This window comes from Pseudomonas asturiensis, assembly GCF_900143095.1.
Classification (GTDB): domain Bacteria; phylum Pseudomonadota; class Gammaproteobacteria; order Pseudomonadales; family Pseudomonadaceae; genus Aquipseudomonas; species Aquipseudomonas asturiensis.
Genome location: NZ_FRDA01000002.1, coordinates 1 through 12,541 on the forward strand (window position 1 = coordinate 1; position 12,541 = coordinate 12,541).

At 56.6% G+C, this 12,541-nt stretch carries 14 protein-coding genes and 1 tRNA gene; 6 read left to right on the forward strand and 9 right to left on the reverse strand.

The window, feature by feature from the left end; all coding sequences use genetic code 11:
* On the forward strand, positions 1 to 207 hold a 207-nt coding region (locus tag BUB69_RS03095; protein WP_141121815.1), incomplete at its 5' end, for a transposase.
* A gap of 132 nt (positions 208 to 339) precedes the next feature.
* Here BUB69_RS03095 and BUB69_RS28410 read toward each other — a convergent pair.
* The 3 genes from BUB69_RS28410 to BUB69_RS03110 form a co-directional block, all read right to left on the reverse strand.
* Positions 340 to 660: a hypothetical protein gene (locus BUB69_RS28410; protein WP_141121816.1), complete on the reverse strand. Its 321-nt coding sequence runs from the start codon at positions 658 to 660 to the stop codon at positions 340 to 342.
* Positions 661 to 762: 102 nt separating this feature from the next.
* Complete coding sequence (locus tag BUB69_RS03100; RefSeq protein ID WP_073162259.1) at positions 763 to 966, reverse strand: hypothetical protein; 204 nt, start codon at positions 964 to 966, stop codon at positions 763 to 765.
* A gap of 1,050 nt (positions 967 to 2,016) precedes the next feature.
* Positions 2,017 to 2,343, reverse strand: coding sequence for a hypothetical protein (locus tag BUB69_RS03110; protein WP_073162262.1), 327 nt, complete (start codon positions 2,341 to 2,343; stop codon positions 2,017 to 2,019).
* A gap of 313 nt (positions 2,344 to 2,656) precedes the next feature.
* On the opposite strand from BUB69_RS03110, the gene BUB69_RS03115 reads away from it, so the two are divergent.
* The 4 genes from BUB69_RS03115 (at position 2,657) to BUB69_RS03125 (ending at position 4,789) form a co-directional block, all read left to right on the forward strand.
* Positions 2,657 to 3,046 carry a hypothetical protein gene (locus BUB69_RS03115; protein ID WP_235986717.1) on the forward strand — a complete coding sequence of 130 codons (390 nt, stop codon included), beginning with the start codon at positions 2,657 to 2,659 and terminating at the stop codon, positions 3,044 to 3,046.
* A 724-nt stretch (positions 3,047 to 3,770) separates the two neighbouring features.
* Positions 3,771 to 4,007 (forward strand): hypothetical protein, encoded by a 237-nt coding sequence (locus tag BUB69_RS03120; RefSeq protein WP_073162265.1) that lies wholly within the window; start codon positions 3,771 to 3,773, stop codon positions 4,005 to 4,007.
* A gap of 170 nt (positions 4,008 to 4,177) precedes the next feature.
* On the forward strand, positions 4,178 to 4,381 hold the full coding sequence (locus BUB69_RS28420) for a hypothetical protein (RefSeq protein WP_141121817.1): 204 nt from the start codon (positions 4,178 to 4,180) through the stop codon (positions 4,379 to 4,381).
* A gap of 138 nt (positions 4,382 to 4,519) precedes the next feature.
* Positions 4,520 to 4,789 (forward strand): DUF6388 family protein, encoded by a 270-nt coding sequence (locus BUB69_RS03125; protein ID WP_073162268.1) that lies wholly within the window; start codon positions 4,520 to 4,522, stop codon positions 4,787 to 4,789.
* 1 nt (position 4,790) lies between these two features.
* On the opposite strand, the gene BUB69_RS03130 is transcribed toward BUB69_RS03125, so the two are convergent.
* Together BUB69_RS03130 and BUB69_RS03135 are read right to left on the reverse strand one after the other, a co-directional pair.
* Positions 4,791 to 5,435: a lytic polysaccharide monooxygenase auxiliary activity family 9 protein gene (locus BUB69_RS03130; RefSeq protein ID WP_073162270.1), complete on the reverse strand. Its 645-nt coding sequence runs from the start codon at positions 5,433 to 5,435 to the stop codon at positions 4,791 to 4,793.
* A gap of 183 nt (positions 5,436 to 5,618) precedes the next feature.
* Positions 5,619 to 6,887, reverse strand: a complete 1,269-nt coding sequence (locus BUB69_RS03135) for a DUF2254 domain-containing protein (RefSeq protein ID WP_073162272.1) — start codon at positions 6,885 to 6,887, stop codon at positions 5,619 to 5,621.
* Positions 6,888 to 7,283: 396 nt separating this feature from the next.
* Here BUB69_RS03135 and BUB69_RS03140 point away from each other — a divergent pair.
* Positions 7,284 to 7,357, forward strand: a tRNA-Cys gene (locus BUB69_RS03140).
* A gap of 114 nt (positions 7,358 to 7,471) precedes the next feature.
* Here BUB69_RS03140 and BUB69_RS03145 read toward each other — a convergent pair.
* The 4 genes from BUB69_RS03145 to BUB69_RS03160 form a co-directional block, all read right to left on the reverse strand.
* Complete coding sequence (locus BUB69_RS03145; RefSeq protein WP_073162274.1) at positions 7,472 to 9,193, reverse strand: tannase/feruloyl esterase family alpha/beta hydrolase; 1,722 nt, start codon at positions 9,191 to 9,193, stop codon at positions 7,472 to 7,474.
* A 199-nt stretch (positions 9,194 to 9,392) separates the two neighbouring features.
* On the reverse strand, positions 9,393 to 10,778 hold the full coding sequence (locus BUB69_RS03150; protein ID WP_073162276.1) for an LLM class flavin-dependent oxidoreductase: 1,386 nt from the start codon (positions 10,776 to 10,778) through the stop codon (positions 9,393 to 9,395).
* Positions 10,779 to 10,782: 4 nt separating this feature from the next.
* A complete protein-coding gene (locus BUB69_RS03155) occupies positions 10,783 to 11,223 on the reverse strand; it encodes an acyl-CoA dehydrogenase (protein ID WP_073162278.1) in 441 nt (146 codons plus the stop codon).
* Between the two features lie 16 nt (positions 11,224 to 11,239).
* Positions 11,240 to 12,442, reverse strand: a complete 1,203-nt coding sequence (locus BUB69_RS03160) for an SfnB family sulfur acquisition oxidoreductase (protein WP_073162280.1) — start codon at positions 12,440 to 12,442, stop codon at positions 11,240 to 11,242.
* Positions 12,443 to 12,541: the final 99 nt, after the last annotated feature.

Here is a 12,541-nt window from a genome sequence, read left to right on the forward strand (position 1 = left end):
GCCAAGCGCAAGATCGAGTACTGCAAAGCTCAGACACGGGCCAAGGTCGAGCATCCGTTTCGCGTAATCAAGCGTCAGTTTGGCTACGTGAAAGTGCGCTTTCGTGGGCTGATGAAAAACACAGCTCAGCTGACCACGCTGTTCGCCCTGTCGAATCTGTGGATGGCTCGAAAACAGCTGATGGGTATGGGTGAGTTGCGCGTTTAACACGGAAAACCGGGCGGAAACGCCCTCAACGCGCGCTGCATCAGGCCATTTTCAGAAAATAGCGCTGGGTGCCGGGCAAATTGCGACTCGCCGCCGCTGCGCAGCAAGTTGATCGGAGCATCCCTAGACATTTTATTCAATCAACGCTGTAAGTGTGCATGACCCGGAAAAAATACTTACTGACACTAAAATTTTGCTACCCACGGGATAAACCATATGCGAGTCAATAGGCACTTTGCAGCTTTCCGTATCACCGCCGCCTTTTCTTGTGAAGTATTCGAGTCTTCCGCTCTGAAAAGCATGCGGCTTTACTATTAACACAAAATCATCCGGAGTACGACGATCGTCATATGAAGCAAGCAACAAAAACACCAAAGACCCAAGTACCGAAAATAAAACCCATACTAAAATAATCAAGCAACCTATCACTTTAAAAACTCTCAATAAAAACATAAACGCTCCCTATACGTTAACCGGCTATCGTAGGCTTACGCTTTTATAGCGCTCCTTGCTAGACAATGGGTAGGCTCGCATTGGGCGAACTTTATGGAATTATCACTTCAGACCATCCGTTTGATGTAATGCAGTGCAGGTAAACCAGATCCGCTGTCCATCAATCGCATCTGGCGTATTGCATAGGGTGCGTGCAGTAACCTTCTGCGAAGCATGATTATCGACACCCACAACTGCCGCTACGTAGAAGCCAGGCTCGCGCATGTGTACTGCAAGGCCCTGACGTAACTCCTCCAGGCTTGCCATTACGATTTCATTCGTACTTCCTGGCACGATGAAGCATCTACTATCCTGAACCCCGACATACCGGGGCAGATCGGTTAAACGGGCAGGGCTGCATCCAACTCGACGCGATAGTTCATAAGGTCGCCACTGATTTCTGCGCAAAGATGGATTCAACAAGCATTACTGATATCGCTATGCCAGCGCAACCCCGGGTGCATATCGAATTGTCGCTAGGTCGACGGTCAAATAGGGCTTGCTCAGGTCTAGGCAAGTATGGCCAAAGACCGTCTGCCGCTGTGCGGTCATCCCTGCTTGATACCGGCCTGCCGGTAGAGCCTGCTAATGGTCTGCTGGAGTGAGTCACATGCCCGGTATGTCTTTGGCCTACCCAACCGTGCAACGCAGCCAGATCGACCAGTACGGTCGCCCGGAGTAGTGATAGCCCTGGATGACTCGTCACCGATACATGCATCAGGGCGATTTCCATTGACGTGGATCAATGCCCCTTCGGCCATTAGGCACAAGCTGAGATCAGTTAGCCCAAGGCTGGTGGCGAAGATGCAGAACACTTATGAAATTCATTATCTAGTCGGAAAAACCAAGCGGACGGTAACAGTCCCAGCACCTAACATGGATTCCTCTCTGGCACTGAAGATCGCGATCACTCATGCAGGAGCATGCGCAGGCAGCTCTCTTCCGCTACCAGCGCTACGGGAAATTCTTGGGCTACTCAAGCAGTGGAAAGTCGCTAATGTCAGGTGGAACAAAGCAGTTTCCTTCACTCGCCGCGAAGTAACGCTTCAGCACCAGCAGCTTGTTTGCCCGCGCTTGCTAGAAGACACGGCACGTCAAGCGTGTACACGGATAGCCTGCCTAAGCAATCCAGAGGTCTGCGCCTCCAACCATCAAAGTGAATCAACCAAACAAGTCAGTTAAATTGGGCTGACGTTACCTGCTCTGCCCTAGCGGAATCATCGGGAATGATTTGTGGCCGGTAGCGCTGACCATCCAGTTCTTCTAGGTCATGGTCACCCCGCGCCACGAAATGGCAGCTATCGAATTTGTGGCGCGCTACGGCGTCTGCCGCCCTACCGCCCCGTTGACCTTGTCGGCTGTCTTGCTGGCTACCTCTGCCGCTTCAGTGGCCTTGCCTGCCGCAACCTCAACCTTTACACCTGCTTCGGTCGCGGACTTGGCCAGTTTGTTCAGCCGCATCTCGCGCTGAAGGGTCGCTTCGTCGTAACCCCGGTGCACCTTGGCGACTTGAGCGGCGCACCAGTTGGCCAACCTCCATTGGGAGATCTGAAATCCAAGCATCGCGCCGCCGGAAAGCAGCAGGATGGTAATAAACCAAACCTCGACTCGTCCCGGTGCCACTCGGCTGAAAGCAGCCCACATTACCGAAGCGATTGACCTGTTTGCCGACCTCGACGGCTGGAGCACCGGCGCACGCGCCGCACGCGTCCAGGCTCTATCTACAGCCAACCGCTGGTCTATGGCAGTTGAACGATTGCGACATTGACTCTCGGAAATACAAAGGCCCACTAAGGTAACGGGGAATGCGATATGAGGTCGTTTGAGAGGTCCTGGGTAAAAGCGGTGATCAAAGGTTGCGAGGGAGTTCTAGTAAAACTCACATGGCCTATGTGGCGGTGCTCCACGCTAAGCGCTATAAAGCTCTTCGCCATTAATCAGATGTCACGGACGAACCATGCTTAAAATAACTCTCGCGCTGCCTGCTTTCATTGCATTCTCTACCCTTCCTGCCCAAGCCGCAGATTTCAGTCCGGCAGAAATATGTAAGGCCGCCATTTCGGTCGAAATGGGCCGCCCTACGAAGAGCATGAAGACCGAAAGCTCATCGCCATATCCTGTTATTTATTACAAGCGACCGGACGGAGACTCTTTTAAGTATCGATGCCAAGTGAGTGAGACACGCGTAGTCTGGTCTACTTTCTTGACTGACACTGGCGAATGGGGCCGCTGGAGAAAGCAATATTCGGAGGGTGATGCCTTGACGACTTATGCCGTAAAAAACAGCATGCTGACGATAAGCAACGATCAGTCAGGGGATCAGACGTTCAAAAGCAAGGATTTCTGACCGCAGAATGCGGCCATCCTGTTAGGTGAGTAAAAACGCAGGCATAAAAAACCCAGCGCGCTGGCTGGGTTTTCATTCATTCGCTGTCGCAGATCGCGACACGCTGCTCCTGAAGGGTCAGCAATCCCAGCTTTCTTGGGTTACCGCACATCCAGCATGAACAAACCTTTCCATGATTTGCAAAAAGACCGGCATTCCTCTCGCTGGTCGTCCAGCACTCATATGCCTTTTGCTTGGCGTAAAATCTGGCCTTTATGCGGCGCGTGTCGTGTCGTCGTTGTGCTCTAGACATAGCTTTCTCCTAAGCCGAAGACGACAAAGCCCCGGCAGGATGATCTGGCGAGGCTATTCGACTTACCCCTCAAAAGCGCAGGAGTAAAAGGGTGAGCGGATGATGCAACATGGCGACGTGCCATTTCAAATACTTTGAGCGGCTATTTCAGACTGCGCCTTGCTCAAGTGCTCAAGCCGCCTCAAGCATGTGCTGATCCTCCTGTGCAGAAATCTCACGCACCTGTCGCTGATTGCTGCGGTGCTGAGTGAATAGGTGCGGTGCTGGGCTTCTGGCGTTTCAGACCAGACGCCCCACCCCAAACGCTAGCCCCTTAGTCCCGCACTCACAAAAACCGGCGTTATGACAACGCGTGCAAGCCACGTTGTGCGTAATGCCCCGCAGACTGTTAGCCTGAGTTCTCAGTCTGCAAGCAACAACAGGTACGCACCTATGAAACTTGAGGAGATGGACATCGCGCCGGAGATAAAGGCGCAGGCAGCAGAGCTCGTGCGACGCGTCGAGCAGTCCGACGGTTTGCTGGAATTGGCGACTGCGGGCGGGGTGACTGAAGGTTTTCTGATCGGCCTGGGCTTTCTCGGAACATTGCGCCCTCGTGATATTGACGCGCTCGACAACCTCTTCAACCAGGCGATGGAACGTAAGATGGCTGAAGCTCGCAAGCAGTAAGGCGTTTTACCGGGACTAAGACTCCGTGACAGTGAGCTTTGGCGCCGACCGGTGCGCCATATGGCTCGCTGCTTGCAGTGCAGACGTTAACGACGTCGGAGCGCTGTAATTCTGACGTCCGAGCCCTCTGGAATGCAGCAATGCGCCGATCAGTCATCAGGAGATGTATCGTGTCAACTCTCAGTGAAATCGCAGCGAACCACGCGAGAAACACATTAGCACTGGAAGCAGAGTCGGCTCGATTGAACGCGCTCTGCACGACCGTTGCGCAGGTATTCGAAGCGCCGTCGTTCCCTGTCGTCGAGCAAATGCCGGTGCATGCCATCGCTGCCCTCAACGAAAGTCAGGCGCAGGCAACCCACTACTCACTCTGAGTGGATAAACCCGCACGTCGGCGCCAACCTCCACAGGCCTTTTCGAGCCTGGAAGAAACCGTCGCCGACGAACTGCACACAACATTTGCTCAGGTCCGCCGATAGAGGTATCGGTCGATATTTCATGGAGAGAAACGCATGCCTTTTTCGGACACTCAGGTCAGCCAGGCGCTGGAAATCTTTATCCGCCGCAATGAACAGCTTCGGCAGGAACTGGCCAACTTCAACCGTCATCCCGGCGGCCTGTTCATCAGCGAGCGTCGCGCCGAACATGCCCGGTCTGCGTTCCTGCGGGCTGCACAGGAACGCGATACGACACCTCATGATTTTGCATTACGGCTTATCGCGCGTACGCCTGCGGAATTGGAGCAACTGCGCGAAGAACGTCGGATGCGGTTGGCGAGTTGAGTCAGGATTTGGATGCGGGCTCGACAAAGTTGACGTCAAAAGCCTGATAGAACGCGTTACCCGTATCAGCAACGATCCAGAGCAGAATTATGACGTGATGCCCTGTTTTGTCTGGAAGCGTCACTGACAAGTCTTTAAGAGGTTCCATGCCTTGATGAAAAGGCTTATCCGGGTTTATCCATTCGGCAAAGGGGCCAGGGTCGAGTTGGTCACGTGTGATACGCACGCTCTCATCCCAGTTGTCTTTAGTGATAAACCAACGATAGCCGCGTGTGACGTGTGTCGCCATGTACTCCCAGTGGACCTTGAACTCGGTGCCCTTTTCAACCGGCAGGACAACCCACCCTGGAATGCTGGCTGGGTACTTTACGAGCAGCTCAGCGTTGGTCAGATTCAAGTCCTCACGGTATCCGTCCTCATGCCCACCGCTCAAAATGAATCCGTCACGAGGCGGCGTCGCGCTCTCCACATCGCCTTCAAAATACCGGAATTTACCACCCACGGTATCAGGAAAGTTTTTACCCCCTTCCATTTCCGCGACTTCCCACTTCAGCAAAAAACCAAGCTCCATGGCTCGTGAGCCGCGACTGGGTGGTGTGTCCACCCAACCATGCCTGGGTTGCCGAGTGTTTCTGTCATCATTCATGTCCGTGCCCTCATCATTGGATCAGATCTGCATGACCTGCCTAGTGAATGAAGCGCCTACTCCAGACAGTTGACCACCTCACAACTCTGCCAGTAACGGGTCCTGTATCAAATCAAGCAAGACCGTCAACGTTGAGCACTCGACAGCGCTGTCAGTCATCGACGGGGGCTCACTTTCCATTGATCAGCGCCTCACCAATCCAAGCTCTCCCGCCAATATGCGCAACCTCTCTTTCTCCTCATCCAGCACCAGCGCATGCCCGGCGTGTTGCAACAGGTGATCTGCATGACGACTGGCAGTACCGACGAACGCCGGATTCAACCGCACCAGACTGCCCAGTGCTTTCAAAAAGCGTACATTCACTTCGATCAGCGCAGCACCGTCACGGGCGATGGGCGAGAAGAAGTCGTCGAACAGGTCGCGGGTGTCGAGCGAGCGTATGAACACATTGCAACAGACAGGCTGTTTAGACTCGAACTGCGTACTGTTGCGCTGCCAGCAACCGAGTGTCCTGACACCCCTGCCCAGTACATCGATTGCAGTGCCAGGATCGTTGACGGCGGGAGACAGCGCTCTGGACGCAATTTCGGCTAGCACCGACAGCCCGAACCTTGGGTCGTGTTCGAACGTCCTGCGTATGCCTAGGGTAAATGCCGAGCGGATGCGCTTCTCCAGATCGCGAGTACCAGACGCTGAGTGCGGGACCAGCCAGACGAGCGGCTCGCCTTCGGTCACAAAGCTGCCCGGAACAACGTCGACATAGAGCGCGACATCTGAGTGCTCAGCGACATGGATCAAGGCCTTGATGTCGAGATGCTGAACATAACCGGTTTCAACAGCGTTCACGGCCAGTCCGTTGCCAGGAACCACGCCGGGATGAACGCACGCCCCCATATTGGGCCACTCGCTTCGGTTTTTGATCGCCGCGCTCGTTGCGTTTTCAACCAGATCAATCGTTTCGCCTATGCGCCCCAATCGGGAAAGATGGTCGATCCAGCGCAACAGCGTATAGACGATGATGACAATTACGGCAATGGTCACGCCGAACAGCAATGCCCGCCCTCCGCTTCCGTAAACGCCTGTGCTCAAAGCGATGATACCGACCAGACTGAACAGGAAGGAACCTATGAACGTAGCGAGTGCGTTCTGAGTGGTTGCATCTTCCATCATCAGCGTGGTCGCACGTGGCGTGACGCCACTGCTGGTTGAACCATACGCAGACACCATCGTGCTGAGGGAAAACGTCGTGACAGCGAGCATGCTTGAAGCCAGAATGCCGAGAATCTTGTCGACCGCGTCAGAGCCGACGACCGTCGACAACGATTGCGGCACATAATCCTTGAACACAACCGCTAACAATGCGCTCAGAATGCCTAGAACCGAGAACACGGTCGCCCGAAACCAGAGCTGCTTCAGTACGGCTCTAAGCGCCCAATGCCACCGTGCGTTCATTCATTGCTCCTTCGTTTTCGTTGAGACTCGATACGCATCGGTCCGGTTTCACACCCTGCATGGGCACGCCAGAAACTTGGAGCTTTGCCCTGCATGGATAATTCCACGCATCCAATGCGTGTGATTACCGGCCTTGCTGTCGGCTGTGAACACGCACCGCATCTATACGCTGATGCGGCGTGATCCGGTCGACGAACACACCCAGCCGCTTACCACGCTCAGTGAATTATTTTCTCCCCGTTCTTGACATGCCATTCGAACCGGTACAGAATTGCGTCCATTCCCGACTGGGGAATTGAAAAAAACCCTTTAGATTCAACGGGTTGGAAGACAAAGAATATTTTCTTCCGAAATGTTTACTACGTTTGATGCAGTTGTAACGCATCGGATGTTTGAGGCCGAGTAGCAAAATGGTTATGCAGCGGATTGCAAATCCGCCTACGCCGGTTCGATTCCGACCTCGGCCTCCACTCTTGAAAACCCCGTCAATCATGATTGACGGGGTTTTTTATTGCCTGCAAAAACACGAACATTCAACGCGGGACGCTGGGCGTCCCATTTGATCTGATCACAGTCTTGCACGCCTAGCGCTGTAAAGGCTCATAAGGCTTGAACAACTCGCTTCCGATCCATTTCGGTGTGTTGCCAGTCGTCAGCGGTACCGAGCGCTGATAGCTGCTGGCGCGCTTCGCATAGCCCTTGTGGTCGAACTCGGCCATGTCTGGATACGGGAACACCTTGCGCGTGCGACCCCGGTTAGAGATATCTTCCCGGGTCATGAAAGCCGGCAGGCTAGACGCAACGGCTTTGCTGACCTGCGTCGGCTGATGCTGACGCGTGACAATGGCATCTGGCGCATGACCTTTTTCGACCCAAGACATGATCGGTGTCAGCAGGTCCACCTCGCTCGGCCCTTCCCCGGCGCCGCAATGGTAGACACCGGGCAGCATGTATAGCCGTGTAAACGATTCAGTGCGCGCCTTGCCCATGTAAGCTTCGACCGCCTCATGGTAGGCCAGGGTATTGAGCGGTGAGACCTGCGGATCGGCCCAGCCATGCCAGAGAATCAGCTTGCCGCCGCGCTGGACAAAGGGCGAAAGGTCGGGGTTGGTTGCGTCATAAAGGGCGTGTAGCGGGCGCAGTTGTTCGAAGGTGTTTTTGTCGAAGTGCAGATCAGCCAGTTTGAAGTCTGCGGGGGGATTTTTTTCAAACACCAGGCTGCGAATGGACTGCGTGGCGATCTGTTCACTGACCATCGGCCGCTCGGCAGAAACCGGCACAAACAGACCCGCCCATGCCAATTCCGACCCTGGCTGTGGTCCCCCTATGATCAGGCGCTCGCCACTGACCGGGTCTTTCGGCCCGTCGTAGATACGCTTTACCGCTGCGACTTCCTTCGCAGTGAGACATTTGCGGGTGTCAGCAGACGCTTTGCACTCCACAGTGGAGGGATCGAACTGGCAGATTCGCGGATCCGCGATCAGCCCGTCAATCTGACCGTCCAGCACGTCGCACTGCGCCAGAACGGCCTTGTGCAGGATCGGCAGGCGAGACGCGAGAAGAATCGGCTTGCCATCGGGATCTGTGTTGGCGCGGGCCATCCACCCGTGAAAGAACACCTTTTGCACCTGAAAATTCAGCGCCGGTGCACCGGCGATGATCCCGTTGAAATCGTCCGGGTAGCGCTGCGCCTCGATCAGTGCCTCACGACCACCGTCCGAGCAGCCTGTGAAATAGGCGTACTCGGCCTTGCGGCCATAAAACGCGTTGATCAGCTTCTTCGACGCCACTGCCGTGAGGTGCACGCCGCGATGGGCGAAGTCCGCGCGCTTCTGCGGGTCGTCGCCAAAGGTTGTGTCTACCGTCTTGTGACCCATATCGGTAGATGCCACGGCAAATGCACCCGCCTGGAGTGGCTTGCAGTGATCGGCAACGCCCGGCCTTGAATCGCTATGCCCACAAAAGCCGCCGCAACCGACCTGCAGGTAGCGTTGCGCCCAGGTGGAGGTCGGCAACTCCAGTTTGAAACCGATCTGCGGTGCCAACAGCCCCTCCACTGAACAGATCGCTACCCCGTCGCGACTGGAATCGTTGGCGGACACCACGCGGCTGCCGGAGCCACCGATATCGCTCAGATCGACCTGGGTCAGCGCAGCGCAGGCGGTCACCGGCTTGACCACCGGCAGTTGGGCGATGTTATCGGTAACGGTCGAGGACGGCGTTCCGGCGAGCGCTGGGGTCAGCGTAAAAAGAGAGGCGGCCAATAGCGCAAACACGCTGAAACGACTTGGCATCGTCGGTTTCATGAGAACTCCTGTTCATGACGAATCAAGACTGCTGCGCGGACCGCAAGGGCCAGGTCGCGCAGCAGGTTTAGATAAAACGTTTAAGCGGCTTTTCGATTCAAAGGTTAGCCGCTTAAACCTTGATTGGGTCTACCCAGTGCCCGGGATTTTGTAAACAATGTTCTCAATGTTTCATAGCCGCCATGACATTACAGCACGGCTATGAAGCGCTACGCAGAGCCGCCAGGTCACGAAACGCAGCCCCCGGATGAGGCGCTTGCAGACGCGGCCCGCTGTCGAACAGCTTCTCGCGCAAAGTCCCTTGAGCGTACTCAGTCTTGTAGACACCGCGCTTCTGCAACTCCGGCACCAGCAAATCAACTGCATCGATGAAGGTTTCGTGGGTCAGCGCGTAGGCCAGGTTGAAGCCGTCGACGTCAGTGTCTTCGACCCACTCCTGCAGCAGGTCGGCGACCGTTTCCGGGCTGCCGACAAACAACGGGCCGAAGCCGCCGATGCCGACCCAGTCGGCCAGGGCCTGCGGGGTCCAGACGGTGTCAGGGTCTGCGGTCGAAAAGGTTTCGACTGCCGATTGAATCGCGTTGGTGTGCACATGCCTGAGCGGCTCATCGGCCCTGAACTGACTGAAGTCGATGCCGGTCCAGCCGGAAATCAACGCCATCGCGCCCTCGTAACTCACCCAGCTCTTGTACTCCTCAAATTTGGCTTTCGCCTTGGCATCGGTTTCGCCAAGGATCACGGTCTGCAGGTTGAAGATCAGCACACTGGACGGATCACGACCCGCCTCGGCCGTGCGGCGGCGTATGTCGGCGACGACTTTCTTAAGCAGCACCCTGGAGGGCGCTGCGACGAATACACACTCGGCATGCTCGGCGGCAAACTGCTTGCCCCGGCTGGATGCACCCGCCTGATACAGCACAGGCGTGCGTTGCGGTGAGGGTTCGCAGAGGTGGATGCCGGGCACTTGAAAGTGCTTGCCGACGTGACGGATCTCATGAATTTTGCTCGGGTCGCTGAACACGCGCCGCTCGCGATCACGCAGAATCGCGCCCTCTTCCCAGCTGCCTTCCCAGAGCTTGTAGCAGACCTCCAGGTATTCCTCGGCAAAGTCATAGCGCGCATCATGTTCAGTCAGGGTTTTCTGGCCGAGGTTCTTTGCGCCGCTTTCAAGGTAGGAGGTCACGATGTTCCACCCTGCCCGGCCCTTGGTCAGGTGATCCAGTGTCGAAAGGCGTCGGGCGAACGGGTACGGGTGTTCGAAGGACAGCGACGCCGTCAGTCCGAAGCCCAGATGCTCGGTAACCAGCGCCATGGGCGGGATCAATTGCAGTGGATCGTTGACCGGCACCTGCGTGGCCTGGCGTATCGCGGCCTCGCCATTGCCGCGATACACATCGTAGATGCCCAGGACATCGGCGATGAACAGGCCGTCGAACTTGCCGCGCTCCAGAATCTTCGCCAGATCGGTCCAGTATTCCAGGTCCTTGTATTGCCAGGAGCGGTCACGCGGATGAGCCCAAAGGCCCGGTGATTGATGGCCCACGCAGTTCATGTCGAACGCGTTGAGGCGAATTTGACGGGACATGCGGTCACTCCTGAAGCTGAGGCGGCGCAACACCATTGAGGCGATGATTGCCGAGTACCTGATAGTGCCAGCGCAGCGGTTCGCGACCGGTCTGCGGCGGCAAGGACTGACGCTGACCGGTCAGCTCGTGCTGGATGGTGTCCACGGCCAGCAAGGCATCGGCGCTGGCAATAACGGCTTCAGTACTGGCGATCAGACGCTGCTCGGGCGAACCATCAAACGCCTCCGCGCGCTCCAGCAACGCAGCGGCGACGTCGAGACGAATCTGCAGATCGCCGACCTTGCCGATCACGTAGGGATCCTCGACGAGCCTCTGCACATCGCTGAGGGCCCAGGGCTGGCCCTGTTCACGCAGGTAATCGAGGGTCTGCTGCAGCCCCTGGCGGGCATGGTTAAGGTCTTCGGCGGCGACCGCCAGTTGAGTGGTGATAGCGCAATGAGACAAATGAGTGCTCCTTGATTCAGTTCCAGGCATGGCGCGGCGGCGCAATGCCGTTGAGTATGCGATTGCCGATCAGGTGGTATTTCCAGCGGGCGGGATCGTGCAGGGTGTGGGTTCTGGCGTTGCGCCAATGGCGGTCCAGATTCAGCGAGCCCAGCACCGAGCGGGTGCCGGCCAGTTCGAACAGCTTGCTGCTGATCAGCAAAGCGATCTGCGCCGACAACACCTTGGCCTGGGCGACCACCACTGAGGCGTGCGCAACGCTGGCTTCACTGGGAGCGGCCAGCGCCTGATCGATGGCCTGCCCGGCCTTGGTGAGGATTGCGTCGGTGCCGTGCAGCCGCCATTGCAGATCGCCGACGGTGGCAATGCTGTAAGGGTCCTGCCAGCCGAAGTCCAGTTTGCTGTCGATCCACGGCCGCGCCAGTCGCGCATGTTTGAGGGTTTCCTCGAATGCGCCGTGGGCGATGCCGGTGTCGACCGCCGCCTGGATGATCTGCGAGATCGGTCCGTGGGCCGTGGGCTCATCGAATGCCCGGTGGGCCGGAATTACCGCACTCACGGGCACCCTCACAGCCTTCAGGACGGCACCGCCGCTGGCCGTGGTGCGCTGACCGAAGCCGTCCCAGCTGTCGATGATGGTCAGGCCGGGGTTGTCGCGCTCTACAAACGCAATGAATGCCCTGTCCTGCTCATCGACGCCCACGACCGGCACAATATGGGCGAACAAGGCACCGGTGCAGTAGAACTTTTCACCGTCCACCACAGCATGCTCGCCGTCAAAACGGATACGGGTCTGAAAAGCCCCTGCGTTCTTGCTTTTCGATTCCGAAAACGCATTGCCGAAGCGATAACCCGCCAGTGCCTTGGCGAAGTAATGGCGCTTCTGCTCTTCGGTGCCGGTTTGCAACAGGATGTCGAGAATGCCGAGATGATTTTGCGGAATCTGTCCCAGCGACGGATCGGCTGCAGAGATGATCTTGATCACTTCGGCAACGGTGACATAAGACACTCCGGCACCGCCGTACACCTTGGGAACGGTGATCGCCCACAGACCGCTGGCGGAGAATTCATCCAGTTCCGCCACGGGCAGACGACGCTCGCGGTCGCGCACCGAAGCGTCTTCGGCAAACCGCAGAGCAAGCGCTCTGGCGACCTCGATGGCCTCTGCATCCGAGGCAATGACATGCGCCCTCGGCGGGCGGGCAATAGTTTGAGTCATGGCAGGTTCCTGATCATGGGCAACAAGTTGAAAACGGATCAACGCACAGGATTCAGGTATTGCACAGGCCATGCCGGAACATGTCTTTCTTTTATTTAC

Coding starts and splice junctions, on each gene's coding strand:
- BUB69_RS03100 (WP_073162259.1), bottom strand. CDS start 966: ATGGCAAGCCTGGAGGAGTTACGTCAGGGCCTTGCAGTACACATGCGC.
- BUB69_RS03145 (WP_073162274.1), bottom strand. CDS start 9,193: ATGAAACCGACGATGCCAAGTCGTTTCAGCGTGTTTGCGCTATTGGCC.
- BUB69_RS03150 (WP_073162276.1), bottom strand. CDS start 10,778: ATGTCCCGTCAAATTCGCCTCAACGCGTTCGACATGAACTGCGTGGGC.
- BUB69_RS03160 (WP_073162280.1), bottom strand. CDS start 12,442: ATGACTCAAACTATTGCCCGCCCGCCGAGGGCGCATGTCATTGCCTCG.
- BUB69_RS03125 (WP_073162268.1), top strand. CDS start 4,520: ATGCCTTTTTCGGACACTCAGGTCAGCCAGGCGCTGGAAATCTTTATC.
- BUB69_RS28410 (WP_141121816.1), bottom strand. CDS start 660: ATGTTTTTATTGAGAGTTTTTAAAGTGATAGGTTGCTTGATTATTTTA.
- BUB69_RS03135 (WP_073162272.1), bottom strand. CDS start 6,887: ATGAACGCACGGTGGCATTGGGCGCTTAGAGCCGTACTGAAGCAGCTC.
- BUB69_RS03120 (WP_073162265.1), top strand. CDS start 3,771: ATGAAACTTGAGGAGATGGACATCGCGCCGGAGATAAAGGCGCAGGCA.
- BUB69_RS03115 (WP_235986717.1), top strand. CDS start 2,657: ATGCTTAAAATAACTCTCGCGCTGCCTGCTTTCATTGCATTCTCTACC.
- BUB69_RS03130 (WP_073162270.1), bottom strand. CDS start 5,435: ATGAATGATGACAGAAACACTCGGCAACCCAGGCATGGTTGGGTGGAC.
- BUB69_RS03110 (WP_073162262.1), bottom strand. CDS start 2,343: ATGTGGGCTGCTTTCAGCCGAGTGGCACCGGGACGAGTCGAGGTTTGG.